This is a genomic window from Faucicola osloensis (genome assembly GCF_020041925.1).
Taxonomy (GTDB): Bacteria; Pseudomonadota; Gammaproteobacteria; order Pseudomonadales; family Moraxellaceae; genus Faucicola; species Faucicola osloensis_D.
The window spans coordinates 1,034,640-1,059,505 of record NZ_CP083409.1; the positions used below are offsets into that span (position 1 = coordinate 1,034,640).

Here is a 24,866-nt window from a genome sequence, read left to right on the forward strand (position 1 = left end):
GCTTAACCAAACGGCTTTATCGTATAAAGCAAGTTTATCTTATTAAGCAAGAATCTGTTAAATTTAGGCAAAAGTTCAAATATCAAGATGTTTTTTCAGGACGTTGCCAACCCTCAATCGTAACTTGTTTGCCACGGGCTATAGACAGTTTTTCGGCAGGGCAGGCTTTACTGATGGCACTGCCTGCGCCAATGGTGGCACGGTCACCAATGGTCACAGGGGCAATCAGCACCGCATTTGAGCCAATTCTGACCTCATCACCGATTTCGGTTTTAAACTTATTGACACCATCATAATTGGCAGTGATAGTGCCTGCACCGATATTGGTCTTTTGTCCAATGGTGGCATCGCCCAAATACGCCAAATGATTAGCTTTGGCGCCGCTTGCCATTTGGGTGTTTTTAAGCTCCACAAAGTTACCGATATGCACCTCTTTGTCAGTGACCGCATTGGGGCGCAGACGGGCAAATGGTCCAATTTGGTTGTCTGCGCCCACCACCGCATTGTCAAATAGACTGTAAGGTTGCACCACCGTGCCACTGGCGATTTTGCTGTTTTTGATGATACAACCTGCACCGATTTTGACGTTATCACCTAGCTCACAGTCACCTTCAATGATGACATTAATATCAATTTGCACATCTGTACCAACTTTGAGCGAACCGCGTAAATCAAAACGGCTTGGGTCAATCAAATGTACCCCTTGTTTCATCAATGCTTCGGCTTGATGCATTTGCCAAGTACGCTCTAGATTTGCCAACTGCAGACGGTCATTCACGCCTTCGATTTCAAACTGATGGGTCGGCGATACGGTGGCGATTTCGATGCCATCATCCACCGCCATTTTGACGATATCGGTCAGGTAATATTCGCCTTGGGCATTGTTATTGGTCAAGTTATTGAGGTACTTGTGCAAAATATCATTAGCGACACAGTACACACCGCTATTGATTTCAGTGATTTGTCTTTGCTCATCGTTGGCATCTTTTTCTTCAACAATGGCGATTACTTGGTTGTTGTCACGCACAATACGCCCCAAACCAAACGGGTTGGCTAAGTTTAGGGTTAGCATGGCAAAACGGCTGTCTGTATTTGCCAATTTCTCTAAGGTATCGACGCCAATGAGTGGCACATCCCCTGATAAAATCAAGCTTTTCCCATCCGTAGGCAACACCGGCAAAGTCATTTGCACCGCGTGACCCGTGCCCAATTGCTCAGCTTGCTCGACCCAATCAATTTGTTCATCGGCAAAGGCATCTTTGACTTGTTGACCTTCAAAACCATAGATAATGATATTTTTTTGGCTACCCAATTGTTTGGCAGTGGCGAGTACGTGATGTAGCAAAGGCTTGCCTGCTAGGGGTTGTAGGACTTTTGGCTTGCTTGATTTCATGCGAGTGCCTTTGCCTGCTGCCATGATGATGGTGGTTAAGTTGGTCATGGGAATTCCTTATTTTTTTTTAAATTAATTTTAATGATACAACAGGTTAAACATAAGTAACGAGCACACTGACAAAGGCTATTAGCACAACCCCTGCCATCAGCCCCGCCAAAATGTCATCAATCAAAATACCAAAACCGCCGCTCACATTTTTATCCACCCATTTAATCGGAAAAGGTTTTAGAATATCAAAAAAACGAAACGCGACAAATGCAGCAAAATATAATAACAGTAAACTTAACTGATGACCTTGCAATAAAGCATCATCGTAGAAATGCAGCCATAAAATTGGCAAGAGTGACACCCACATGCCGACCCATTCATCCCATACGATATGCGGGTCATCGTGTACACCCATCAAATCAGACGTTTTACCGCAGATATAACTACCGACTAGAGCGCCCACCACTGTAACCGCCAAAAACCCCCAAAACCCCAGCCATAACATCGGAATGGCAACCACCAGTCCACCCACCGTGCCCCACGTCCCAGCAGCGCGCTTTGGCAATCCTGAGCCTAAGCCGATACCGAGCCAATAAATCAGCTTTTCCCAAACGCTCGCGGTAGGCGGACAAGGCGGGCAAACATTGGCTTTACGGACGTCGGGTTTATGCAGTTGAGTCATAAGAAGTTCTTTGGCTAAAAATGCTGATAGCCAGTGATAGAAAATTCAATGGGTTGGTTATTATAAGTCAGCCTCAAGCCGTTTTCTGTGACAATTTTGCCAATGCCAAAAATTTTATCCGAAAACTGTTGATTAAATTTGACAAAATTTTGCTCACTCATAGTAAAACATAGCTGATAATCATCACCGCCGTTGAGCTGATGTTGCCACTTATCAGCATTTGCCAAGGCTTGTAATCGTGGGTGCGTTGGAATACTGGCTAAATCGACCACCGCACCCACCTTCGATGCGGTCAGGATATGACCCAAATCCTGCCCTAGCCCGTCTGAAATATCAATCATGCTATGGGCAAACCCACGTAATTTTTGCCCTAGCTCAACTTGCGGAACAGGTAAATCGAGTGCCGGCTGTAAAGCGATTGGTTGTAAAGCGATATTGTGCTGCTCAGATTTTTCAGCGTTTAAAATCTGCTGTAAGGCAAAACTTGCTGAGCCAATCTTACCGCTCACACAGATGATATCATCGACTTTCGCGCCCTCTCTGGTAATAGCTTGCCCATTTGGCACAAAGCCCAGTGCAGTAACAGAGAGGGTTAAAGTGTTAGATTGGGTGGTATCGCCACCGATAAGCTCGACATCAAATCGGTTGCAAATGTCCGCGATGCCTTGGGTGAATGGTTTGAGCCAGTCATCATGGGCAAGCTTAGCAGGCAAGCTAATACCCAGCAATATCGCATAGGGTGTCGCCCCCATCGCTGCCAAATCGGATAAATTGACCGCGACCGATTTATAGCCGATGGCATAAGCGGATGTTGATAAGGGAAAATGCCGACCTGCAACCAGCGTGTCAATACAGCTCACCAGTTCGCAATCGCTTGGCATACTGCTTATCGCGCAATCATCCCCGATACCCACTTGGGTCAAAGGATTGTTGCGTGTACAGTGTTGAAAATGTTGATAAATCAAAGAAAATTCGGACATCTTAGCCATCCGTATCAAGCATAAAAGGGCGTAGCGAGTACGCCCTTTACGGTATTATTTTTCTTCTTCAGTGGTCGCTTCAGATGGCGGCTGCGACGCATCCTCTGTTTTGGCTTTTTTGGCATCTGCTTCTACTTCAGGCATACGCGCGTCTTTGGCGATTTTATCCATCACCACATGAATCATTTTATAGCCATCTGATGAGCCAAAATGGGTATTGAGCTGAATCGCTTCATCAATCACTACTTTGTAAGGCACTTCCAAGTGCTGCTTCATCTCATACGCACCGACAAGCAATACCGCTTGTTCAACTTTATCTAGACGTGTCCAAGGGCGATCAAGTAGGCTGTCGATATAGGCGATTAAGTCATCGCTTTGCTCAATGATTTTGCTTAGTAGCTCGTGATAATAGCCCAAATGCACCGTGTGCATGGCATTCTCACTGCGGGTATGCGCTTCGATTTCGTGCGATGGGTTGCCTGTCAACAGCCATTCATATAACCCTTGCACCACAAAACGGCGTGCTTTACGAATCGCGGTCAGGCTGGTTTTATAATTGACGGCGTTGTCTTGACTCGCCTGCTCTGGTGTGGTGTGGGTTGAATTGTCAGTCATATCGCTACCTTATTCACCAGCCATTTGTGCGTCAATTTGACCCAACACGTTAATCATCTCAAGCGCGACCATGGCTGCTTCTGAGCCTTTGTTACCTGCTTTGGTGCCAGAGCGCTCAATGGCTTGTTCGATGCTGTCTGTGGTCAAAATCGCATTAATAACAGGCACGTCATAATCCAAGCCAATCGCGCCCAAACCTTTGGCAGATTCACCAGCGACAAAATCAAAGTGTGGCGTGCTACCACGAATCACCGCGCCTAAGCCGATGATAGCGTCAAATTTATCGGTTTGTGCCATACGGGCAACCGCCAGTGGAATTTCCCAAGCACCCGGTACACGCACGACAGTAATATTGCTACCTGCGATACCATGACGCAGTAAGGTATCAATCGCGCCGCTGACCAAACTTTCTACCACAAAGCTGTTAAAACGTCCTACCACCATACCGATTTTGGCGTGGGCATTGGTGTGTAGTTCACCGCTGATATGCTGTACTTGGGCGAGTTCGTTTTGAAGATTTGCCATGATGATTACCTTTAAATTGTAAAAATTAGAATCTGATTTTGCTAGGTATGATACCATTTTTGTTAGGTTTATTCATGTTATTTAGCATGACCCTAGGTTACTCGCACTAAAATAAAAAATCCGCCACAGCGACGGACTTTTATACAAAACAATTAAGCTTATTGGGTTAAAAAGCTTGGCAATGCTTTATGACGTTTTTCCAATTCTTTGGCTTTTTTCTTACTGACACCGCCCAACACCTCAATGGCATGACGTAGGCGCTGCAATGTCATATCCGCCCCAATCAAATACATCGAATTCATCACAGGCGTGCTTGACTTGCTACCTGCGATGGCAATAAAAAATGGCGACATAAAATCACGCAATTTAATGCCCATCTCGCCTGCCAAGCCAGACAATACCGCTTGGATATGCTCCTCCGTCCACACAGGCAGGGTTTCTAACTGCCATTGCGCAAGTTGTAGAATCTCCACGGTTTGCTCAGTGGATAACACTTTATGCTCAAAATCTGCCTCACTAATGGTTGGCAAGTTTTGGAAATAAAAGCCCGACCAATTCACCGCATCTGACAACAAGTTAATGCGTGGCTGAATGGCTTTGGCAATCGCGGTGAGTTTCTCGCTGTCATTTGCCCAATCGAGAATTTTGGTTTTTAAGGCTTCGGGTGACAGTGAACGCAACCATTCGCCGTTGAGCCAAGTGAGTTTTTCCACGTCAAAAATCGGACCGCCCAATGATACCCGTTTGATGTCAAAACTGGCAATCATTTCATCCAAGGTGAATTTTTCGGCTTCATTTGGCATGGAGTAGCCCATCCGTCCCAAGTAGTTGAGCAAGGCTTCTGGCAACACACCTGCATCACGGTAATAGGTGATAGATGTTGGGTTTTTGCGTTTGGATAGTTTGGATTTGTCGGGGTTTCTGAGCAGTGGCATATGACAGAGTACTGGCATATCCCAACCAAAATATTTATATAACAGTTGATGTTTTGGGGCAGAGTTAATCCACTCTTCGCCACGGATGACGTGGGTAATCTGCATCAAATGGTCATCGACCACGTTTGCCAAATGGTAGGTTGGTAGACCGTCGGTTTTGAGTAGCACTTGCATATCCACTTGTGACCAAGGAATCTCGACCTCGCCACGTAGCATATCGTCAAATTTACATACACCCTCGTCTGGCACACGCATGCGAATGACAAATGGTTTGCCTGCGGCGGCGAGCTTGTCCGATTGTTCACGGGAAAGGTTCGCATAGCGACCGTCATATTTTGGGGTTTCACCCCGCGCCATTTGTTCGGCTCGCATTTGATCTAACTCTTCGGCTGTGGCAAAACAGCGGAACGCATGACCTTTGTCCAACAGTTCTTCGGCGTATTGTTTGTAGATGTCTTTGCGTTCGCTTTGGCGATACGGTGCATGTGGACCGCCGACGTCTGGACCTTCTGCCCAGTCAAGACCGACCCAGCGCAGGGCGTCCAAAATCATTTTTTCAGATTGCGCGGTGGAGCGCGTTTGGTCGGTGTCTTCAATGCGTAGGATAAAGTCGCCGCCATGCGCTTTGGCAAAGGCAAGGTTAAATAGTGCGATATAGGCGGTGCCAACGTGGGGAAAGCCTGTGGGGCTTGGGGCAATACGGGTGCGGACTTTTGACATGGATTTCTCAATTTTACAAAAATTTCAAATTAGCGGCTATTATAGCCGACTATCGAATTTTTATAAATTGAATCCTAGCGATGATAAGTGGCTGATAAAATCTAAATTTGGAAGGCAACGCTAAATGCTAGATTGACTTTGGCAGTTAGCGTTATTTTTGAAGACTAATTCAATTATTGATCCTTGCGATGGCGAATAATTTCAATCACCATAGGCACGACCGAAAACACAATAATGGCAATCATAATCCACGAAAAATGTTCTTTGACAAAGGGTAATTGACCAAAAAAATAGCCTAGCGTGGTAAAAGATACGACCCATAATACCGCGCCAACGATGTTATAGCGAGCAAACTGGGCATAATTCATGTTACCCATCCCGCCTACAAACGGCGCGAAAGTGCGTACAATGGGAATAAAACGGGCAATAATAATGGTGCGTCCGCCGTATTTTTCATAATAATCGTGGGTTTTTTGCAAATAGCTTTGCTTAAAAATCTTGGAATTGGGATTAGAAAATAACTTTTGCCCAAAGTGTTTGCCAATCTCAAAATTGACAAAATCGCCCAATATTGCCGCCACAATCAATAAACCAATCAGCACAAAGATATTCATATCGCCCACTGCGGCAATGGTGCCTGCGGCAAATAACATCGAATCCCCGGGCAAAAATGGCAACACCACCAGACCCGTCTCACAAAACACAATGGCAAACAAAATCGCATAAATCCAATTGCCATAATTTTTGACCAATTCTTGTAAATGGTCACCGATATGCAAAATAAAATCAACCAACCACATGGGCTATCCTTATAAGTTTAGACAAAACAACAAAATATAACTAATCTACAGTCGTTATATGAAGGCAACATTAAGCAGGCATCATTATAACAAGAATGGGTAAAAATTTTGTGTTTTTAGGCAAAAATCATCTTGACAGCAAAATCAGTTTTCAATAAAATACGCGCACTCTTAGGCAAAGCAGTCTAAATAATTCCCAAAAATGGGGCTATAGCTCAGTTGGTAGAGCACTTGCATGGCATGCAAGGGGTCAGCGGTTCGACTCCGCTTAGCTCCACCACTATTAAGTCTGCTTAGAGCACCTCGTGCGATTGCGTCCCCATCGTCTAGAGGCCTAGGACATCGCCCTTTCACGGCGGTAACCGGGGTTCGAATCCCCGTGGGGACGCCACTTATTTTAAAAAAGCCATTGTCTAACGGACGATGGCTTTTTTGTTTTTGCTATCTGTCTATAGTCGGCGTTTTTGGTGTGTAGTGTTGCCTTGCCACATCCTAGGTTAAATAAGTTACAGTGTTTTGCTTTTTCCCATGCCCCACCCCACAAAATCAATTTTCCTTGCGCTCAGTTAACGCTTTGTCATCAAAATTAGCATATAATTGAGCGCGCAATTGCGTATGGGATAAATAATTTTTGGCTATCTGCTTTAAGCTACTTGATTCTAGCTACTTGATTTTAGCCACTAAATTTTACCACTTGAGTTTTGACTCGCTGATTTTAAGCTATTGGGAAACTGGGCGAAGACTATGGCAAATTTTAACACCCACATAAGCGTGGCTTTTGTTGCCAGTGGCATCACTGGCTTGGTGATTTATAAAGCAGGGATGCTGACCGCGCCTGAATATTTGATGTGTGTGGTGGCTGGTACCATTGGTGGCTTGCTGCCCGATATTGATTTGGACCACTCAGTACCCGCGACCGTAGGATTTAATGTCGTATCACTGTTGAGCGCATTTTTTATTGTTATCTTGTGTGTCGGGCAGTTTTCGTTGGTTGCATTGGCAGGATTGTGGTTAGCATCTTATTTGCTGATGCGCTACGGGGTGTTTAATTTATATAGCAAATTGACGGTGCATCGCGGTATTGTGCACTCGATTCCCTATTTGGGGATTATAGCGATGACCCTCGTGTACGCCAGCTTTTATGGGTTTAAGCAAGGCGCTGTTATCAGTTGGTTTTTGGGGCTGTTTTTGATGTTTGGCACCATTGTTCATCTGCTGTTAGATGAGATGTTTAGCGTCAACCTGTTAGGGCTGAGTGTCAAAAAATCTTTTGGTACCGCGTTTAAAGTGTTTAAATTCGATCAAATAGGCTGGTATTTGGGCTTATATGCCGTGCTGGCTGCCATGATTGTGTTTGCCCCGCCGTTTAAAGTATTTTGGCAGACGCTACAAGACCCGATTAGTTGGCTTATTTTAAAGAAAAATATCTTGCCTACCGCCATGAACCTACCGAACATTCATTAACATGATACATACGTCACCTTGCCCATGTGGCTCTACACTGTCTTATGCTGATTGCTGTGCACCCCTGCATGTGGGGCAAAAATTCGCCGATACGGCAGCACAGCTTATGCGCTCACGCTACTGTGCGTTTGTGCTTCAACATGTCGAGTATATCGTTGCCACCACTGCGCCTTTTCAGCAAGCATTACTGGATAAAAAAAGCATCGCTGATTGGTCACTGCAAACTGACTGGGCAGGGTTAGCAGTTATCAAACACACGCCGAAAATTGGCAAACGCCATGCTCAAGTTGAGTTTAAAGCCTACTTTCACTTGCCTAATACATCGGTTGGGCATTCAGCGGCTTTAGACAGCAAAGGCATCCATCATGAGCTATCAACTTTTGTGAATATTCCCACCCATGGGACCAGCCGTTGGTATTTTTTGGATCCGACAGTGGTCATGCTTGTCACCCAAAAGCAGCCTTGCCCCTGCGGCAGTGGTGAGAAATACAAACACTGCTGTGGACAGTTTTTGGCTTAATCGCTGCGCTATTGATAACAAAAACTTTAACAACCGCTCTACAATTTTTTTGTTTTTTAAAAGGGCTTTTTTGCTAGACTAATTTTATTTGCGATTTTGCGATAAAGGCAACGATATTAAAGGAGAGTCCCATGCCAGCGCTACGCCAAGATATTGATCCAGATGGTTTATTAGAATACTCTGTGGTCTACACCGACCGCTCGCTCAATCACATGTCCAAAAAATTCCAAACCGTGATGAATGATTTGTCCACAAGTTTGAAAAACGTGTACAACGCCGATGCGGTGGCAATCGTGCCGGGTACAGGGACTTACGGTATGGAAGCGGTTGCGCGCCAGCTTGCCACTGCCCAAACAGTGCTCATCATCCGTAACGGTTTTTTTAGTTTTCGCTGGACGCAAATCCTTGAAAAAGGTCGTATCACGGATGACGTGACTGTCCTGACCGCACACATCGGTGACAGCAACCAACAACAGCAGTTTGAGCCAGTGGCAATCGAGACGGCTGTCGCTGAGATTCAATCCAAAAAACCTGCGGTAGTATTTGCCCCCCATGTCGAAACCGCGGCAGGCTTGATGCTGCCTGATGACTATATCAAACAACTTGCCGATGCGGTACATAATGTCGGTGGTTTACTGGTCATTGACTGTATCGCGTCAGGCTGCGTGTGGCTTGATATGAAAGCGTTGGGCATTGATGTGCTCATCTCTGCGCCACAAAAAGGCTGGTCAAGCACGCCATGTGCAGGACTAGTGATGATGAATGAACAAGCCGTTGCCAAAGTGGAAGCCACCGAATCGACCAGTTTTGGGCTGGATCTCAAACAGTGGCTCACTATCATGCGGGCTTATGAAAATGGCGGTCATGCGTATCATGCGACGATGCCAACCGATGGGCTGACCAAATTCCGCGATACCGTCAAAGAAGCCGAAGCGATTGGACTTGATAAACTCAAAAGCGCCCAATTTGAATTGGGTCAAAAAGTACTCACTGTCCTCAATCAACACGATATTATCAGCGTCGCAGCTGAAGGCTACCAAGCACCCGGCGTGATTGTGGTCTACACTGAGCGTGATGATATGCACAAAGGTACAGCATTTGCAGCCCAAGGCTTACAAATTGCAGGCGGCGTGCCACTGAAAGTTGGCGAACCCGACAGCTTTAAAACATTCCGTTTGGGGCTATTTGGGTTAGATAAATTAACAGATGTCGACGGCACAGTCAGCCGTTTTAAGCAAGCGCTTGAGAAAGTATTAGCTTAATTATCAGCGTATGCATTAGCGCATTGATTAGCAGAACAACAGTTTATTTTAAAAACTCTGTAAATTTAAAGGCTCTGGGAAACAGGGCTTTTTTTATCCCTTAACACTCACTCATACAGCCTTTTTGCCGTGCGAAAGGTATTGCAATGGGCTTCAACCACATCGTCGATGTTTTCTGAGTAACCGCCACCCATCACCACCGCCACTGGAATCCCATGGGCTTTGGCTTGGCTAAATACAAACGCATCACGCTTGGCGCAGCCGTCACGGGTGAGCGCAAGTTTACCGAGCTTATCAGTGGCGAGCACATCCACAGCGGACTGGTAAAACAGCATATCGGGTTTCACTTTTGCAATAAGCGCTGGCAGCGTCTCCATTAATAGTGCTAAATACGCCTCATCGCCTGTCTCGTTTGGCAAATCAATATCCAAATCGGATGCTTGCTTGCGAAACGGATAGTTTTTTGCGCCATGCATGCTAAAGGTAAATACCCGAGGTTCATTTGCCATCAAATGCGCTGTACCGTTGCCTTGATGCACATCCAAATCCACGGTCAGAATTTGGGTCGCCTGTCCACGTGCCAACAATAAATTACTCGCCACCGCCACATCGTTAAACACGCAGAACCCTTCGCCATGATCGGCAAACGCATGGTGGGTCCCGCCTGCGATATTGAGCGCGACACCGAATTGTTTGGCGAATAACGCACATTCATAAGTGCCGTGGGCAATCACACGTTCCCGCTCAACGAGCCTTGGCGTCATCTCAAAGCCGATGGCGCGCGCGTCCTTGGCGGGCAATGTTTGCTGTTTTAGGTGCTGCCAGTACCTTTGTGTATGTGTGGTGAGAATTTCGTCTTCGCTCAATCGCTGCGGGGCAAAAAAATTGGCTTGGGTGAATGTACCCTCCGCCAATAACCGCTCTGCAATCATCGGATATTTTTGCATAGGGAAACGGTGACGTTCGGGAACGTCATATTTAAAAATATCGGAATAAGCAACTTTGAGCATGGCTTTCTCAATCAAACTATAAAAAAGTAAATGCTTAGTTTATCGTTTAAATAACCATTTCATAACAACAATTTTTAAGAGATTTGCTAAACTATTTTTACAAGACAAATGTATAGCAAAATTCATCAAAAGGACTGGTCATGTCGTTATATATTGGTGTTAATAAATTGGCTGAAATGAAGCAACTCGAGGAAGAAGGCTTTGCCCATTATCAGCAAGTGTTTAGCCATCTTAATCAAGTGCTAAAGGACAAGGGTTTACCCACTTATCGAGAGCCAGACGAGCCTATCGCCGAGAAAAGCCGAGCACCGCTTAAAAGCTTTCCGTATCTTTGGCTGCATTATCTACGTTGGGTTGAAGTGCAAATCTCTCATAATCCACAAACTCGCCTGACGCCTATCAATGATGACGAATTGCGTGCCAATCTGCAAGATGTTGATTATGTGGACTTTATGGATGACCCACTGATTAATCACGCCGATAATGAAGGCTATTATCTGCCTGTGGACTTTGACGAAGTGCTGTATGATAAAGCACAAAATCAAGATATCGGCTCAAGCCAACAACTCATGGCAGTGCTACAAGATATAGCTAGCTATCTTGGGATTCAGCTCGTTGATGGGCAGTTATCAGACCCAGAAATGACTCGTCTAAGCCAAATCATCGACTCACAGCAAGACTTTTACCGTGAAATTGCGGTTTGGGTAGCATTATTTGAAGCCAGTCGGTTAAGTATCAAATACCAAACGGCGATTGTGTTTGATTAATTTGACTTATACCTTGAGTCTAGCAAAAAATGGCAGATTACAGCGTCGCCCCCACTTTGCGGGCGATGGCAATGCCTTCTTCAATGGTTAAGCGGGTCGGATTATCAGGGGTATCTTTAAATAAAATATCGCCATCCCGAAACATCAAACATTCATCCACATACAGCTGTTGCCAGTGTTCGTTGTAAGTCAAAGGAATGGTAGTAATCAAGGTCACTTTATCGGTCTGCGAGGTCACCTCGCTAAAATCAATCGCCAGCTCACTGTCAGCAAGTTTCGCCTCACCAAATGGCGCTTTACGGGTGATAAAAAATAGCAAGCTCCCTGCATATGCTAGCTGCCAATCGCCATTGCTAATGAGACAATTAAACAAGCCCAACGCCGATAACTCACGACAAATCGTGGTCAAAAACTGGAATAACACCTCGTCACTGGGCGGCTCACTAAACTGTGATTTGAGTCGATTGAGCAGATAACAAAATGCCATCTCCGAATCGGTTGTACCTACGGGCTGATAGTGGCTGGGCACAGGGCTGAGCTGGTCAATAAAATCCATCTGCAACTGCCCATTATGCGCAAATGCCCATTCCTCGCCCCATACTTCACGGACAAATGGGTGGGTATTAGCCAAGCAATTTGTGCCTTGCGTGGCTTTGCGAATATGGCAAATCACATTCATCGCCTTGATCGGATAACTATTGACTAAATCCGCCACCGGTGAGCAATAACTTGGCTTGTCATCGTGAAATTGACGCAGCCCTGCTTTACGATTACCCTGCGATGGGTCGGGATTTTTTTCAAAAAACACGATACCAAACCCATCGGTATGGATATCGGTCTGCCCGCCCCGCTTGCGAAACCCCGCAAAGCTAAAATGAATATCGGTGGGTGTGTTGCAATTCATTCCTAATAATTGGCACATTAAAATTCACTTTTTGTAATATTTGGTTTAGTTCCTTGAACTATTTCATAGCAAATGCTATCATAATGATGTAGTCTGACCTAAAGCTAGACTTTACAGTAGGACTCATCGGTTCAGCGAAAGCTGAACCTTTCTTTTTTAGCGAATAACAATTCCTAGTAAATCTTTCTTACTTGCCTGTTTAAATAATACTGGTTGCAAGCGGTCAAGGTAATTTTTACCGCCTTTTCTTTTAATATACTGATTTGGTTGGAACTTTTGACTGAGAAAATATGCATTAACATCTGCTAACTGAATAAAATAAGAATGTGCAGAATCTTTATGAATTGCGTCTTCAATAATTAGTTTAGTTGGTAAGATACGATAACCAGCACCTAGATTAAAGCTGTTAGGAACGGGATTATAACGCCGCATTTTTCGGGTGAGATTTCTTAGCTTGACTTCATCAGTTTTATCAACAAATAACATGGCAGTATCTTGAATATTCGTTGAACCAATAAAATTTCGATACTGCAATGTATTTTCAATACGTTGAATTAAAGTTTGCCATGCCAAATTAAAAATGTCACTGCCTATTGGTTTATTCTTTTTATTTACCACTACATTGATGATTTGATAGTTCGATAAATTTGCTTGAAAATCAATTACATCTCTCAATAATCTTAAACGCATGGATTTGGCGATTCGTTGGAATTCAGCAGGTTTGTGAATAAAATGTGAGCAATGAATCTCTTCACGTAATTTGAACCCGTATTTTTCTCTCAGAAACCGTCTAAAGTCAATGATTGAATTCAAGGTTTGGTCCCACTTACTTTCATGAATAATGATTGCACTCAAGCAAAAATAATTAGAAGGACTATTTTGTAATCCTATATCACCACTTTCATCAACATAAACAATATACATTTGTTATTTTCTCGCCCAATGAAAGCTGGCTAGGCGTTTCATTAAATCAGGATTTTTCACCATAATATTATCGCCCGTGCGACCTTGCTGACGGTTATAATAAATCACATTCAAACGCAGCAGCCAAAACGTCACGCCCGCCATAGCAAGCATAATCGGCAATGCCTTTTTCTCATCATCGCTCAAAGCGCGTTTGCTCTCATACCCTTGTAAAAATGCTTGCATCTTGGTGTCATCAAAATTTACCGCTTCGCCATCATTGGCGTTACCCCAAGTGGTGCAAAAATCATTAATGGTAATCGCCAAATCCATCACAAAATGTTCAACACTGACTTCGGTAAAATCAAGCAAACCTGTGAGTGTTGGCTGGGTTTCATCACTAAAATCCCACAGGGTGTTATCGGCAAACATGTCCAGATGACATAAACCTGTTGGCAAATTTTTGCTCGCTACGGTTTCGTAGGCTTGCCAAATATCATTCATCAGTTTGGCTTCATCGCTTGGCATAAACTTGGTTTCACGGTCACGCACCAGATGCCAAGGATACAACTCAACGCCATAGTTTTGTGCAGGGGTCAAGGTTTGCAAGGTTTGGTGAAGAACGGCTAAAGCCTCGCCCATTTGGCGGCACATATCAGGCGTGGTTGCTTTCGGGTGACCGCCCGAGAGTTTTGGTGATACCACAATGGCTTTGTTGTCAAAATACAGCAAAAACTCGCCGTTTTTGGCGGCTAGCGGCGCCGCAACGGGTAGCTGGTCTTTTAGGCGATTTAGGATAATCGCCATCTTTTGAATTTCATGCGGTTTGCGTTCTTCAAACAAGGTAAATACATAAGACGGCTCGCCTGTTTTGTCCGTGGTTGTTTCAATAAACCAATTACTGTTTTTGATACCCTGTGTGATAGGTATGGCTTTGGCAAAATTTACGCCAAATTGTTGGCAAAAATCACTAAATTGTTGGTCAGTCAACTGGGTATATACAGACATAAGGCATCCTTGAAGCGCAGCACACCGATAAAACTGCGGTAATGGCAAAGTAAATTTGATAAACTTACGGCTATTATAGAAGGAAATCGAATATGTTAGCAAAACGAATTATCCCTTGCCTTGATGTTGACAATGGTCGGGTGGTCAAAGGTGTGCAATTTGTCGACATCAAAGACGCGGGCGACCCTGTTGAAGTGGCGCAGCGCTACAACGAACAAGGCGCGGATGAAATCACTTTTTTGGATATCACCGCTACCCATCATGGACGCGACACCACCTATCACACGGTTGAACGCATGGCAGAGACCGTATTTGTACCGCTGACCGTGGGCGGCGGGGTGCGTAAAGTCGATGACATTCGTCACTTGCTAAACGCAGGCGCGGATAAAGTATCGATTAATTCAGCGGCAATTTTTAACCCTGAATTTGTCGGTGAAGCGGCAGCACGTTTTGGCAGTCAGTGTATCGTGGTAGCGATTGATGCCAAAAAAGTGGGTGACAATCAATGGGAAATATTTACCCATGGGGGACGCAAAGCGACTGGCATTGATGCGGTGGCATGGGCGGTCAAAATGGCAGGTTTTGGGGCGGGTGAACTGCTTGTGACCTCGATGGACTCAGATGGCACCAAAAACGGCTATGATATCGCCTTGATGAAACGCATTACAGATAGCGTAAATGTGCCAGTGATTGCGTCGGGTGGTGTCGGTAATTTGCAACACTTGTCAGATGGGGTGCTGCAAGGCGGTGTTGATGCGGTACTAGCGGCGAGTATTTTCCATTTTGGCGAATATACCGTGGGGGAAGCCAAGCAGTTTATGGCACAGCAAGGCATTGAAATGCGTTTGTAATGGCGAGCCTTGTGAGAACGATAGCCGTTGGTAATAACTAAAAGGGCACAGCAAAAAATAGCCCAAACTAGCCAAAACTGCTATGATATTGGCATTTTCGATAATGACTAAATTGCCATGTTTCCACTAATTTTAACTCACCCGCAATGGGACCCTGTCGCTCTGCATTTGGGACCTATCCAAGCCCACTGGTACGGGCTGATGTATTTACTGGCTTTTGCTGCCGCTTATGCGTTGGCTTGGTATCGCACTAAATCGCGCCCAGACTGGAATGCCGACATGGTCGCTGACCTGGTATTTTATGGGGCGATGGGCGTGATTCTAGGCGGTCGTATCGGCTATGTGCTGTTTTATCAATTAAGCGAATTCTTAGCCAATCCGATGTATTTGTTCAAAATCAACCAAGGCGGCATGTCGTTTCATGGGGGATTTTTGGGTGTTGCCATCGCCATGCTATTTTTTGCCCGCAAATATAAAAAGAATATTTGGAATGTGCTAGATTTTATTATTCCCTGCGTACCAACAGGCCTGCTGTTTGGTCGTATTGGCAATTTTATCAATGGCGAATTGTGGGGCCGGGTGTCTGATGGTGGTTACAACTGGCTGATGCTGTTCCCGCAAGCGGTCAATGAAGACAATGAGCTGCTCAAACAAACCCCTGCCCTGCAAAGCCTTGCGCAAACCTTTATGATTGATGGCAACAATTATTTGTTACTCCCCCGCCATCCGTCACAGCTGTATCAGGCTTTTACTGAAGGGGTGGTACTGTTTGTTTTGGTTTGGTGGTTTGCCAGTCGTCCGCGTCCGCGTATGGCAGTTAGTGGTTTGTTTGTGATGGGCTACGGTATTGCACGTTTTATTACCGAATTCTTCCGCCAACCTGATGCTGACCAAGGTTTTATTTTATTAGGGTGGATGACAAAAGGGCAAATGTTAAGCCTACCGATGATTATCGGCGGTTTGGTTTTATTGATTTGGGCGTATAAAAACCAAATCTATGATTGGGGCAGTCAAAAGAATGCGGACTAACAAACAAAACTAACCAAGGAACTCATCACCCATGATTACGTCAAAAAATGAACAAGCCTATTTGGATTTACTTAAACTGGTGCTAGCTAACGGCATACAAAAAGGCGACCGTACGGGCACCGGTACCATCAGCTATTTTGGCGCGCAGATGCGGTTTGATTTGAATGAGGGTTTTCCATTACTCACCACCAAAAAAATCCATACCAAAAGCGTGATTTATGAGCTGCTTTGGTTTTTAAAAGGTGATACCCATGTCCAATACTTGCAGGACAATGGCGTACGCATTTGGAATGAATGGGCAACCGCCGAGCAAACTGCCCGCTTTGGCAAGCCTGAAGGCGAACTTGGCGCGGTGTACGGACACCAGTGGCGCAACTTCGGGGCAAGCAAAAAAGCGGACGGCAGCTACCATTCAGACGGTTTTGACCAAATCAGTTGGGTGGTGAATGAAATCAAAAACAACCCAAACTCGCGCCGTTTGATTGTCTCTGGCTGGAATCCTTTGGAGGCCAACGAAGTGGCCTTGCCCCCTTGTCATACCCTGTTTCAGTTTTTTGTCGCCGATGGCAAATTATCTTGTCAGTTGTACCAACGCTCGGCGGATTTGTTTTTGGGTGTACCTTTTAACATTGCCAGCTATGCCTTGCTTACCCATATGATAGCCCATGTGACCGGGCTTGGCGTCGGTGAGTTTGTGTGGACGGGTGGTGATTGTCATATCTATAACAATCATTTACAGCAAGTGCATGAGCAGCTTAGCCGCGAGCCGTTTGCGCTACCCAAACTTTGGCTCAACCCTGACATTACTGACATTTTTGCGTTTGATTTTAACGATATAAAAATTGAAAATTATCAAAGCCATGCCACAATTAAGGCTGAAGTCTCTGTATAAGCTTGCAGCCCAATAACAAAACTCACAACAATAAGGATAAATCATGAGTTATTCTAATGTGGAAGTCGCCCAAATCGTGGCGATGAGCCAAAACCGCGCCATTGGCAAAGACAATCAATTGCCTTGGCACATCTCTGAGGACTTGAAACATTTTAAAAAACATACCAATGGCGGTATCGTGATTATGGGTCGCAAGACCTTTGAATCTATGGGGGCAAAACCCTTGCCTAACCGTACCAATTTTGTGATTACCACCAACTTGGATTACCAAGTGGATGATGATGCCGTTATTGTGATGCACAACCTAGATGACGCACTGACCCAAGCCTCATCGCTCGCCCATGGTAAAGGTTTGCAAACGATTTGGGTGATTGGTGGCGAAAAAGTCTTCCAACAAGCGCTGCTGTTTAGTGATCGCTTAGAAATCACTCAGGTCGATACCGTGATTGACAACGCAGCAGCGTTTTATCCAGAGATTACCAGTGATTTTGTCAAAACATCAGAAAGTGAAAAATTCACGGATGAGCAAAACGGGTTAAGCTATCAGTTTGTCACTTACCAAAAAGCTTAAACTTGACAGTGACGACTCAGCACAAAAAAACCACGTCATCTAACGTGGTTTTTTTATGCAGCTGTGGTTTTTTGATTTAGATATTGATATCTTATTTTGATTGTTCTTGAGATTTGACCGCTGAGGCAACAGGTGGTGCGATATTTGGGGTGTCACCTGTTTTGGCTTTAATCTCTGCTTTGGCTTCAGCCGTTGAGGCATTACGCGCTTCAATGGTCGATGTTTTTGCAGTAGCCGTTGGTGCAGAAGATGGCGTCATAGAGGCATTGTCTGGGCTGGCAACCGTGGCATTTGGACCTGTTGCGGTGTCTGCATTGGCAGTGGCGGTGGTGGTTTCACCCGCCGCAGGTGAGGTTGCCGCAGGCGTCGAACCCGCTGGTTTGGCAGCGGCAGCAGCAGATGCAGCGGCTTTGGCTTCCACTTCAGCATTGAGTTTTGCAACGTCAACGTGGTTACCAGCGGGGCGAACAATTGCTGAAATAAGGATTAATAAAACCACGCCTAGAAACGCTAAAACGCCAATTAAAGAGTAACTAAGTTCTTTTTTGACATTGTTTTCCACGACTTCATGATGAGCCATCGTAAACCTCACTGTAAATCATTGGGGCAAGAGTTGTTGAATCTAAATGAATTCAAATCTAATTTTTAACTATTATACGGAACTTTGTAACCATTATATACTAAATTTTTGCAATTGGTGACAAAACCTTACTGCATCTAAGGTTTTTAACGTGTTTTACGAATCAGCCAACTAATCAGTAGCAATAGCGCTGCCAGTGCCAAGATAGGATAACTACCCCAGCGCATAAATGGCGTATTGCCAACGCGTGATTGAATCTCGCCGCGTAGCACCGTGCGTTCAAAGGCTGGCGCTTTGGCAACAATATTGCCTTTATCATTGATAATGGCGGTCACGCCTGTATTGGTCGCGCGCATAAACCAGCGACCGGTTTCAATCGAGCGCATTTGCACCATTTGTAGATGCTGCAATGGACCTGCCGATGTGCCAAACCAAGCATCATTGGATACGGTCAATAAAAAGTCGGTATTTTTGGCATTGCGGCGGGTGGTATCAGGATAGGCGACTTCATAACAAATCGCTACCCCGACTGGGTGGTTTTTGACTTGCAAGGGCGCTTGGTGCGCAGACCCACTGCGAAAACTCATGGTGCCGCCCATCAAGTTTGGCAATGCCCAATCTAACATTCCTTCAAACGGGATATATTCGCCCACGGGTACCAAATTTTGTTTCTTGTATAAGCCTTTGGCATCGGCGCCCAAAGCAATCACACTGTTGTAAAATGGCTCGTATTTATCAACTTTTGGGTCGTATTCATTGACATCGACATACGGAATACCGGTGAGCCATGCGGTATTGCTTTCGCGGGCTTGGGCAGCAATTTGGCTGATAAAGGGCATGGCGTCGGTTTGAAACATCGGAATTGACGACTCTGGCCATAAGATAATGTCCTGCCCCCATTCTGTTTTACTTAAGCCTGCATAGATACCCAGCGTTTGGATTTGGTATTCTTGCAGCCATTTTAAGTCCTGCGGAATATTGCCTTGCACTAATGAAACTTTCAGATTTGGTGTGCCTTTAGGTGTCGTCCATTGCGGGGCAATAAGCCACAGCGCAACGCTTGCCAGTAACATCACAGACGAGGGAATTAAAAAACGGTATTTTTTTCGCGCCGCTTCCACTAGACTGGCTGAGACGAACACTGATACAAAGCTCAGCGCCAACACCCCAAAAATTGGGGCAATGCTCGTCAGCCAAGGTTGCGCTGTATAAGCATAGCCCACAAATAGCCAAGGAAAACCTGTAAATAGCCAGGTCTTTAACCACTCTTGTACCACCCATAATGACGCAAAGCTTAACGGCTGTTTGGCCACAAAGCGATTAAAAATGACCGCCAAGGCACCATGAAACAATCCCATTCCTAAGCCAACAAAACCAATCATCAGCAAGGCTAACAAGGTAGGGGTATCACCATAGGTATGAATCGAGGTAAACAACCAAAACGCGCCCACGCTCCACAATCCCATGCCATACATTTCACCGAGCCAAAACGCCCGCCAATTTGACATTGTGGGCAATAATAGCCAATACAGCACCAGTGGGGACAACAGTGCCACTATCCAAAAATCGTAAGGTGCTAACGCAAAGACAAATGCCGCACCCGCAAGCCAAGCCAGCACCAGTTTGGGTAACAGGGGCTGTTTGGTATTTGCAGATTTGGCACTATCGTGATGAGATTGTACAGAAAGTTGCTTTTTTAGGGACTGGGTAGTAAGACGCATTGGCGAGTATTGCCTATAGGGTTAAACGGTTTTGCAAACATAAGTAATTGGACTAATCGTCGAGCTGATTATACCCTTTAACCAGTTCAATTTCTTGGATAAATCGACCATCTGCTGACAATACCGTCAAACGACAATCATCAATAAAGACCGTTTGACCCAATACCTCATTGACTTCGCCAAGCTCTTGCATGACCAGTCCGCCCATACTGGCGACATCCTCACTATCAAAATGGGTGCCTAGCTGTTCATTACAGTCTGAGACTGAGGTGATGGATTGCACAATCCATGTGTCAGGCTGATTGGGCACGGGCACTATATGATTGATATCGGTATCTTCTTCGATATCGTCATGCTCATCGATGATATCACCGACAATTTCTTCGAGTAAGTCTTCCATCGTCACCACGCCTGATGCCACCCCAAACTCATCAATAACGATTGCCATATGAATTTGGTTTTTTTGAAATAGACGCAGTAGGTTGTCAGAGCGCGCAGTTTCACTGATATAAATTGGCTGACGTACAATCGCCTCAAGATTAAAATGGTCAATGTTTTGACCTTGCGCCTTGGCGACCAAAAACGGAATCAAATCTTTGGCAAGTAAGATACCCATTACCGTGTCTTTATTGTCATCGGTAAATACAGGATAACGCGAGTGGGCGGTTTCCATATAGAGCGACATGATGTCTTGTAAGTTTTGGTGCTGGGTGATGCCTGCAACGTGGCTGACAGGGGTCATGATTTCTCGCACTTGAATGGCGGGTAAATCTAAGACACCCTCTAACATATCGACGGTGTCGGGCGCCAAAAATCGACGCGAATCATGTACCAATTTGACTAGTTCATCACGGGTTTCAGGGGCGGTGGATAGCCAGCGTTTCAGACCGCGTGACCAGCTACTGCTTTGTTGTTTGTTTGACAGGTGTGAACTCGAATTGTCATCTGACATAGCCGACGAGACCCTCATATGGCGAAAGATTTTTTTACCTTACCTTAAGCCCATGATGATTGCAATGGTATTTTTCTTAATTTTATTGTATTTATTGGCTGATTTTACTCACCCATCAGCTTGCTCGGTGCTAGTAAAGCCTTGAATAAACAAGCACTATTGGCGAATCCAATGAATCACCCGTTCTTCTTGCTCAAGCTCAGAAACCTCTGTTTCAGACTGACAGCGTCCCGCCACGCTGATATTTTTTTGGCGCATCATGGCTTGTGTCACGGCGGCATCCTGAGTAAGTAATAAATGCCAGCTTGGCAGTGGTTGCCCGTAGTACAAGCGCTTGTAGGCGCAGCTTGCCGGTAGCCAATACATCTCGCCAATGTTATCGATGGTTAGGCTGATGCAGTCGGGCACATAGTCGCGCCTTGTTGGATAATGCTGGCAAGCCCCTGTGGCACAATCAAGCAGTCGACAGGCGACATCACTGTATTCAACTTCATCTGTGTCATCGTCTTTAAATTTAATCAAACAACACGCCCCACAGCCATCGCACAAGGCTTCCCATTCAGCTTGGGTCAATTGTTCTAACGAAAATCGCTCCCAAAATTGCGGGCGTAAGGTAACAGATTGGCTCATTATGTTTCCAACTTTCGGCTTGTATAAAACAGTGACAGTATTATAACGGAAAATGCGATGATTTCAGTATACAGTAATGCCTGTATTAACCGTTGCACTGACTTGCCACGCTATGAGTAGCGTATGAATCCAGCGTTTTTATAACGCCAGTGTCTTATAACAATAGCAACCAATCATATCATTTACCATAACATAAGGATTTATGATGCCAATTCAAATTTTACAACTCGAATCTACCACCACCGATGGTGTGGAGCTCAAAAGCTATGTCTGTCTACCAGAATCAGCGAGCCACGACAACCCTGCCCCAGCAATTTTGGTGGCGCCTGAATGGTGGGGCGTCGTTGAGCACCCACAAAAAGTCACTGAGCGTTTAGCCGAAGCGGGTTTTGCGGCCGTCGCCATGGATGTGTATGGCGAAGGTAAACTGACCACAGATGCCGCCCAAGCCAATGAATGGATGAGCCAAATGCTCGCTGATCAAGACATGTTGATGGCGCGCTGTAAACTCATTATGGATGACTTTACCGACCTCGAAGCCGTTGACAAAAACCGTCTGGGCGCAATTGGTTTTTGCTTTGGCGGTAAAATTGCCCTAGACATGGCGCGTGAAGGCTTCCCACTCAAAGCAGTGGCGACTTTCCACGGTAACCCTACCCCAAAACAACCGGCACAAAAAGGCAAATTCACCGCCAAAGTGTTGGTGGCACATGGTGAAGCCGATAGCATGGTGTCAATGGATGCCATTGAAGGACTAAAAAAAGAGCTGGATAACGCCGATGTTGAATACACAGTCGATGTGTACGAAGGCGCCAAACACGGCTTTACCAATCCTAATGCTGACAAACGCGCCGAAGAAAATGGCGTGGACTTGGGCTATGATGCAGATGCGGCAAAAGCCAGCTGGGATGAAATGATTGCGTTTATGCAAGAAAATCTTGTATAACATATGCCAGTTGCATCCTAACAGCAAAAGCAATATCTATGACGATATTGCTTTTTTTATGTCTATGTCCCAGTTTTAGTCAAGATTTTTAGCCATCTTATCAGTCAGTATTGAATCCCAACTACAAAGTCTTATATAGCTATCACGATAGTAACCCGATGGTGAATTTTGAACGCACATCCGAATACAAACCCCTCAACAATGCAAAGTCCCAATCAGCACTTAAGCCACAGTCATACCGAAGCGGAGCTTGATAGTTTTGCACCGCGTATTTTGACCTGGTTTGACCATAGCGGGCGTCATGATTTGCCGTGGCAGCAGCATCAGCTTGACACGCCAGACCCCTATCCGGTGTGGTTATCTGAAATCATGCTACAGCAGACCCAAGTGGCGACGGTGATTCCTTATTTTGAGCGATTTATGACAAGTTTTCCCACGGTGCAGGATTTGGCAAACGCATCTTGGGAGCAAGTCGCTGAGCACTGGGCAGGGCTGGGTTACTATGCACGTGCGCGCAATCTGCATAAAGGTGCCAAGCAGCTGGTGGATATCATCGAGCAAACTGGCAAATTTCCGCAAACGGTTGCCGACTGGGAGCAGATTTCAGGGGTGGGTCAATCTACGGCAGGCGCGATTGTGGCGATGGGTGTCAGAGCTGACCAATATGGCGGTGACAGGGGGGTGATTTGCGATGGTAATGTCAAACGTGTGCTGACCCGCTGGGCTGGCATTGACGGCGATATCACCAAAACTGCCACAACCAAAGCGCTTTGGCAACTTGCCGAGCGCCTAACACCGACCCGTGACAGTGGACACTACGCCCAAGCGATGATGGATATGGGGGCGACGCTATGCACCAAAGCCAAACCTGCCTGCCTACTGTGTCCCGTGCAAGCCGACTGCGTGGCAAATGCCCAAGGTAAGCAAAGTTTTTATCCGGTAAAAAGTAAAAAATCGCCCAATCCGTCTAAGTTTTCGCTAGCGTTAAAACTGGTTTGTGATGACAAAACCTTGTGGCTACAACGTCCTGACACTGGGATTTGGGGTGGACTGTGGTGTTTACCATTGGCCTTTGTCAAAAAACAACAGGTGGCAAAAAATACAGGCGCGCCACTACTGGCAAACTGGCAGCAAGAAGCGACGTTTGAAGCAGAATACAACACTGCTGAGCAGATTATTTTTGCGTTCTTACAAGCTGAGCAACTGCTAAATATCGAGCAGGTTAACTTAGATAGTACTGATACTGTCAAACATAGCCTTACCCATTTTCATTGGTTTTTGACCCCGCTCACCATGACGCTGACGATAGAGCAGGGTATGCGGCTAACGCAAACACTGCAACAAGCGCTGCAAACGCTGTCATGGGTAGATGATTCAGCGCAAAACAGCTTAGCCAAACCGAAAGCCATGCAGCTATTGGCGAGTGGTTAATACGTGTAAAATTGTCGCAGGCATTAAATCAGGGATGATAGTTATGTTAAGATTCGCCTGCTGTAATAACATTTGCTGTGCAATACGCGATTGCAATACCAAGTAATAACAGCTGGCAGCCACTTCAGTGCCTGCTGTTAGTTGTTGCCAGTTCTGCCAGGCGGTCAAACTTGAGATGAGTACAATGATGGGTTGGTTGGGGCTCTGCGTTTGTTGCCAAAATGCGAATGCTTGGGTGGTTGCACTTGGTAGAACCCGTTGGTACAAGTTTAGCAAATGTACTTGCACACCTTTTGCCGCCAATATATCTGCCAATAATTCTCGTCCGCCGATGCCGCGCCATATCTGCAAATAATCGCCTTTACCAAGCGCTTGGATTACCGGCAAATTTAATAGCCCTTCATTGTTTTGCGCGCGTTTTTCACCGGGAAAGATAACCGTAGGCGCTGGCAAATCTGTGAGCTGCTGCCAAGTCTGGTTAAAGTAATTCGCGGTTTTGTCACCCACCGCAACCCATGTAATCTTTTTGGACAATTCCGTTAGCTTGACCAAGGTGACAAGACTTGCTAAGCCATACTTTACTGCCGCTTCACTGACTAGCACCACCACTTGATAACGGTCAATCGATTGTAAAACTGCTGTCTCTGCGACTGTTAACGGCTTTTCTACCAACGTCAACAGCGGCAGCTCAATCACTTTAACGCCATGCTGGCGCAAAAATAGACTTAGCGTCTTGGCTCGATGATCAGGTCTGGTATTGATAAATTGCATGGCTATGCGTATC

At 45.5% G+C, this 24,866-nt stretch carries 26 protein-coding genes and 2 tRNA genes; 12 read left to right on the forward strand and 16 right to left on the reverse strand.

Annotated elements, in window-relative coordinates:
- Positions 1-82 precede the first annotated feature (82 nt).
- From glmU to LAJ61_RS04535, 7 genes are all read right to left on the reverse strand, one after another.
- On the reverse strand, positions 83-1,441 hold the full coding sequence (gene glmU, locus LAJ61_RS04505) for a bifunctional UDP-N-acetylglucosamine diphosphorylase/glucosamine-1-phosphate N-acetyltransferase GlmU (protein ID WP_224054625.1): 1,359 nt from the start codon (positions 1,439-1,441) through the stop codon (positions 83-85).
- Positions 1,442-1,487: 46 nt separating this feature from the next.
- The gene (locus tag LAJ61_RS04510; protein WP_224054626.1) at positions 1,488-2,066 is read right to left on the reverse strand and encodes a phosphatidylglycerophosphatase A family protein; all 579 of its coding nucleotides are present in this window, start codon (positions 2,064-2,066) and stop codon (positions 1,488-1,490) included.
- 14 nt (positions 2,067-2,080) lie between these two features.
- Entirely contained in the window at positions 2,081-3,046 is a 966-nt protein-coding gene (gene thiL, locus LAJ61_RS04515) for a thiamine-phosphate kinase (protein WP_224054627.1), read from the reverse strand.
- Between the two features lie 54 nt (positions 3,047-3,100).
- Positions 3,101-3,661 (reverse strand): transcription antitermination factor NusB, encoded by a 561-nt coding sequence (gene nusB, locus LAJ61_RS04520; RefSeq protein ID WP_224054628.1) that lies wholly within the window; start codon positions 3,659-3,661, stop codon positions 3,101-3,103.
- 9 nt (positions 3,662-3,670) lie between these two features.
- Positions 3,671-4,186: a 6,7-dimethyl-8-ribityllumazine synthase gene (gene ribH / locus LAJ61_RS04525; RefSeq protein ID WP_007115135.1), complete on the reverse strand. Its 516-nt coding sequence runs from the start codon at positions 4,184-4,186 to the stop codon at positions 3,671-3,673.
- Positions 4,187-4,344: 158 nt separating this feature from the next.
- Positions 4,345-5,841, reverse strand: a complete 1,497-nt coding sequence (gene gltX, locus LAJ61_RS04530) for a glutamate--tRNA ligase (protein ID WP_224054629.1) — start codon at positions 5,839-5,841, stop codon at positions 4,345-4,347.
- 173 nt (positions 5,842-6,014) lie between these two features.
- On the reverse strand, positions 6,015-6,641 hold the full coding sequence (locus LAJ61_RS04535; protein ID WP_159768176.1) for a DedA family protein: 627 nt from the start codon (positions 6,639-6,641) through the stop codon (positions 6,015-6,017).
- Positions 6,642-6,845: 204 nt separating this feature from the next.
- Between LAJ61_RS04535 and LAJ61_RS04540 the strand changes: the two genes are divergently transcribed.
- The 5 genes from LAJ61_RS04540 (at position 6,846) to LAJ61_RS04560 (ending at position 9,887) form a co-directional block, all read left to right on the forward strand.
- A tRNA-Ala gene (locus tag LAJ61_RS04540) sits at positions 6,846-6,921 on the forward strand.
- A gap of 35 nt (positions 6,922-6,956) precedes the next feature.
- Positions 6,957-7,032: transfer RNA gene (locus LAJ61_RS04545), tRNA-Glu, on the forward strand.
- Between the two features lie 353 nt (positions 7,033-7,385).
- Entirely contained in the window at positions 7,386-8,105 is a 720-nt protein-coding gene (locus tag LAJ61_RS04550; protein ID WP_224054630.1) for a metal-dependent hydrolase, read from the forward strand.
- A 1-nt stretch (position 8,106) separates the two neighbouring features.
- Complete coding sequence (locus LAJ61_RS04555) at positions 8,107-8,625, forward strand: YchJ family protein (RefSeq protein WP_224054631.1); 519 nt, start codon at positions 8,107-8,109, stop codon at positions 8,623-8,625.
- Between the two features lie 131 nt (positions 8,626-8,756).
- On the forward strand, positions 8,757-9,887 hold the full coding sequence (locus LAJ61_RS04560; RefSeq protein ID WP_224054632.1) for a pyridoxal-phosphate-dependent aminotransferase family protein: 1,131 nt from the start codon (positions 8,757-8,759) through the stop codon (positions 9,885-9,887).
- A gap of 107 nt (positions 9,888-9,994) precedes the next feature.
- Here the strand turns inward: LAJ61_RS04560 and LAJ61_RS04565 are convergent, their stop codons facing one another.
- A complete protein-coding gene (locus LAJ61_RS04565; protein ID WP_204155329.1) occupies positions 9,995-10,897 on the reverse strand; it encodes a histone deacetylase family protein in 903 nt (300 codons plus the stop codon).
- A 140-nt stretch (positions 10,898-11,037) separates the two neighbouring features.
- Here LAJ61_RS04565 and LAJ61_RS04570 point away from each other — a divergent pair, with 140 nt between their 5' ends.
- A complete protein-coding gene (locus tag LAJ61_RS04570; RefSeq protein WP_224054633.1) occupies positions 11,038-11,664 on the forward strand; it encodes a hypothetical protein in 627 nt (208 codons plus the stop codon).
- A 37-nt stretch (positions 11,665-11,701) separates the two neighbouring features.
- Here LAJ61_RS04570 and LAJ61_RS04575 read toward each other — a convergent pair whose 3' ends face one another.
- The 3 genes from LAJ61_RS04575 to LAJ61_RS04585 all read right to left on the reverse strand — a co-directional run bounded on the left by LAJ61_RS04575 (position 11,702) and on the right by LAJ61_RS04585 (position 14,479).
- Entirely contained in the window at positions 11,702-12,586 is an 885-nt protein-coding gene (locus LAJ61_RS04575; RefSeq protein WP_224054634.1) for a class II glutamine amidotransferase, read from the reverse strand.
- A 138-nt stretch (positions 12,587-12,724) separates the two neighbouring features.
- Positions 12,725-13,492 (reverse strand): DUF3800 domain-containing protein, encoded by a 768-nt coding sequence (locus LAJ61_RS04580; protein WP_224054635.1) that lies wholly within the window; start codon positions 13,490-13,492, stop codon positions 12,725-12,727.
- A 3-nt stretch (positions 13,493-13,495) separates the two neighbouring features.
- Entirely contained in the window at positions 13,496-14,479 is a 984-nt protein-coding gene (locus LAJ61_RS04585) for a homoserine kinase (RefSeq protein WP_224054636.1), read from the reverse strand.
- Positions 14,480-14,571: 92 nt separating this feature from the next.
- On the opposite strand from LAJ61_RS04585, the gene hisF reads away from it, so the two are divergent.
- The 4 genes from hisF to LAJ61_RS04605 all read left to right on the forward strand — a co-directional run bounded on the left by hisF (position 14,572) and on the right by LAJ61_RS04605 (position 17,822).
- Positions 14,572-15,330, forward strand: coding sequence for an imidazole glycerol phosphate synthase subunit HisF (gene hisF, locus LAJ61_RS04590; protein ID WP_224054637.1), 759 nt, complete (start codon positions 14,572-14,574; stop codon positions 15,328-15,330).
- Positions 15,331-15,459: 129 nt separating this feature from the next.
- Complete coding sequence (gene lgt, locus LAJ61_RS04595) at positions 15,460-16,359, forward strand: prolipoprotein diacylglyceryl transferase (RefSeq protein WP_224054802.1); 900 nt, start codon at positions 15,460-15,462, stop codon at positions 16,357-16,359.
- Between the two features lie 31 nt (positions 16,360-16,390).
- On the forward strand, positions 16,391-17,251 hold the full coding sequence (locus tag LAJ61_RS04600) for a thymidylate synthase (protein ID WP_060996014.1): 861 nt from the start codon (positions 16,391-16,393) through the stop codon (positions 17,249-17,251).
- A 43-nt stretch (positions 17,252-17,294) separates the two neighbouring features.
- Positions 17,295-17,822 (forward strand): dihydrofolate reductase, encoded by a 528-nt coding sequence (locus tag LAJ61_RS04605; protein ID WP_204155324.1) that lies wholly within the window; start codon positions 17,295-17,297, stop codon positions 17,820-17,822.
- Between the two features lie 91 nt (positions 17,823-17,913).
- On the opposite strand, the gene LAJ61_RS04610 is transcribed toward LAJ61_RS04605, so the two are convergent.
- The 4 genes from LAJ61_RS04610 to LAJ61_RS04625 form a co-directional block, all read right to left on the reverse strand.
- Positions 17,914-18,402: a hypothetical protein gene (locus LAJ61_RS04610; RefSeq protein ID WP_065253848.1), complete on the reverse strand. Its 489-nt coding sequence runs from the start codon at positions 18,400-18,402 to the stop codon at positions 17,914-17,916.
- 146 nt (positions 18,403-18,548) lie between these two features.
- On the reverse strand, positions 18,549-20,123 hold the full coding sequence (gene lnt, locus LAJ61_RS04615) for an apolipoprotein N-acyltransferase (RefSeq protein ID WP_224054638.1): 1,575 nt from the start codon (positions 20,121-20,123) through the stop codon (positions 18,549-18,551).
- Between the two features lie 52 nt (positions 20,124-20,175).
- Positions 20,176-21,075, reverse strand: coding sequence for a CBS domain-containing protein (locus tag LAJ61_RS04620; RefSeq protein WP_224054639.1), 900 nt, complete (start codon positions 21,073-21,075; stop codon positions 20,176-20,178).
- A gap of 156 nt (positions 21,076-21,231) precedes the next feature.
- On the reverse strand, positions 21,232-21,705 hold the full coding sequence (locus LAJ61_RS04625; RefSeq protein ID WP_060996010.1) for a YcgN family cysteine cluster protein: 474 nt from the start codon (positions 21,703-21,705) through the stop codon (positions 21,232-21,234).
- 205 nt (positions 21,706-21,910) lie between these two features.
- Between LAJ61_RS04625 and LAJ61_RS04630 the strand changes: the two genes are divergently transcribed.
- Positions 21,911-22,651, forward strand: a complete 741-nt coding sequence (locus tag LAJ61_RS04630) for a dienelactone hydrolase family protein (protein ID WP_224054640.1) — start codon at positions 21,911-21,913, stop codon at positions 22,649-22,651.
- Positions 22,652-22,852: 201 nt separating this feature from the next.
- Positions 22,853-24,082, forward strand: coding sequence for an A/G-specific adenine glycosylase (mutY, locus tag LAJ61_RS04635; RefSeq protein ID WP_224054803.1), 1,230 nt, complete (start codon positions 22,853-22,855; stop codon positions 24,080-24,082).
- Here the strand turns inward: mutY and LAJ61_RS04640 are convergent.
- Positions 24,065-24,853: a uroporphyrinogen-III synthase gene (locus LAJ61_RS04640; RefSeq protein ID WP_224054641.1), complete on the reverse strand. Its 789-nt coding sequence runs from the start codon at positions 24,851-24,853 to the stop codon at positions 24,065-24,067. The genes mutY and LAJ61_RS04640 overlap by 18 nt on opposite strands.
- Positions 24,854-24,866: the final 13 nt, after the last annotated feature.

Excerpts from the sequence above, each read along its gene's own strand:
- LAJ61_RS04575 (WP_224054634.1), bottom strand. The coding sequence starts at position 12,586 with ATGTGCCAATTATTAGGAATGAATTGCAACACACCCACCGATATTCAT.
- hisF (WP_224054637.1), top strand. The coding sequence starts at position 14,572 with ATGTTAGCAAAACGAATTATCCCTTGCCTTGATGTTGACAATGGTCGG.
- lnt (WP_224054638.1), bottom strand. The coding sequence starts at position 20,123 with ATGCGTCTTACTACCCAGTCCCTAAAAAAGCAACTTTCTGTACAATCT.
- LAJ61_RS04555 (WP_224054631.1), top strand. The coding sequence starts at position 8,107 with ATGATACATACGTCACCTTGCCCATGTGGCTCTACACTGTCTTATGCT.
- LAJ61_RS04550 (WP_224054630.1), top strand. The coding sequence starts at position 7,386 with ATGGCAAATTTTAACACCCACATAAGCGTGGCTTTTGTTGCCAGTGGC.
- LAJ61_RS04570 (WP_224054633.1), top strand. The coding sequence starts at position 11,038 with ATGTCGTTATATATTGGTGTTAATAAATTGGCTGAAATGAAGCAACTC.
- LAJ61_RS04580 (WP_224054635.1), bottom strand. The coding sequence starts at position 13,492 with ATGTATATTGTTTATGTTGATGAAAGTGGTGATATAGGATTACAAAAT.
- LAJ61_RS04630 (WP_224054640.1), top strand. The coding sequence starts at position 21,911 with ATGCCAATTCAAATTTTACAACTCGAATCTACCACCACCGATGGTGTG.
- LAJ61_RS04535 (WP_159768176.1), bottom strand. The coding sequence starts at position 6,641 with ATGTGGTTGGTTGATTTTATTTTGCATATCGGTGACCATTTACAAGAA.
- LAJ61_RS04600 (WP_060996014.1), top strand. The coding sequence starts at position 16,391 with ATGATTACGTCAAAAAATGAACAAGCCTATTTGGATTTACTTAAACTG.
- LAJ61_RS04510 (WP_224054626.1), bottom strand. The coding sequence starts at position 2,066 with ATGACTCAACTGCATAAACCCGACGTCCGTAAAGCCAATGTTTGCCCG.
- LAJ61_RS04625 (WP_060996010.1), bottom strand. The coding sequence starts at position 21,705 with ATGAGCCAATCTGTTACCTTACGCCCGCAATTTTGGGAGCGATTTTCG.
- LAJ61_RS04610 (WP_065253848.1), bottom strand. The coding sequence starts at position 18,402 with ATGGCTCATCATGAAGTCGTGGAAAACAATGTCAAAAAAGAACTTAGT.
- LAJ61_RS04585 (WP_224054636.1), bottom strand. The coding sequence starts at position 14,479 with ATGTCTGTATATACCCAGTTGACTGACCAACAATTTAGTGATTTTTGC.
- gltX (WP_224054629.1), bottom strand. The coding sequence starts at position 5,841 with ATGTCAAAAGTCCGCACCCGTATTGCCCCAAGCCCCACAGGCTTTCCC.
- LAJ61_RS04620 (WP_224054639.1), bottom strand. The coding sequence starts at position 21,075 with ATGTCAGATGACAATTCGAGTTCACACCTGTCAAACAAACAACAAAGC.
- LAJ61_RS04605 (WP_204155324.1), top strand. The coding sequence starts at position 17,295 with ATGAGTTATTCTAATGTGGAAGTCGCCCAAATCGTGGCGATGAGCCAA.
- thiL (WP_224054627.1), bottom strand. The coding sequence starts at position 3,046 with ATGTCCGAATTTTCTTTGATTTATCAACATTTTCAACACTGTACACGC.
- mutY (WP_224054803.1), top strand. The coding sequence starts at position 22,853 with ATGCAAAGTCCCAATCAGCACTTAAGCCACAGTCATACCGAAGCGGAG.
- nusB (WP_224054628.1), bottom strand. The coding sequence starts at position 3,661 with ATGACTGACAATTCAACCCACACCACACCAGAGCAGGCGAGTCAAGAC.
- LAJ61_RS04565 (WP_204155329.1), bottom strand. The coding sequence starts at position 10,897 with ATGCTCAAAGTTGCTTATTCCGATATTTTTAAATATGACGTTCCCGAA.
- glmU (WP_224054625.1), bottom strand. The coding sequence starts at position 1,441 with ATGACCAACTTAACCACCATCATCATGGCAGCAGGCAAAGGCACTCGC.
- ribH (WP_007115135.1), bottom strand. The coding sequence starts at position 4,186 with ATGGCAAATCTTCAAAACGAACTCGCCCAAGTACAGCATATCAGCGGT.
- LAJ61_RS04640 (WP_224054641.1), bottom strand. The coding sequence starts at position 24,853 with ATGCAATTTATCAATACCAGACCTGATCATCGAGCCAAGACGCTAAGT.
- LAJ61_RS04560 (WP_224054632.1), top strand. The coding sequence starts at position 8,757 with ATGCCAGCGCTACGCCAAGATATTGATCCAGATGGTTTATTAGAATAC.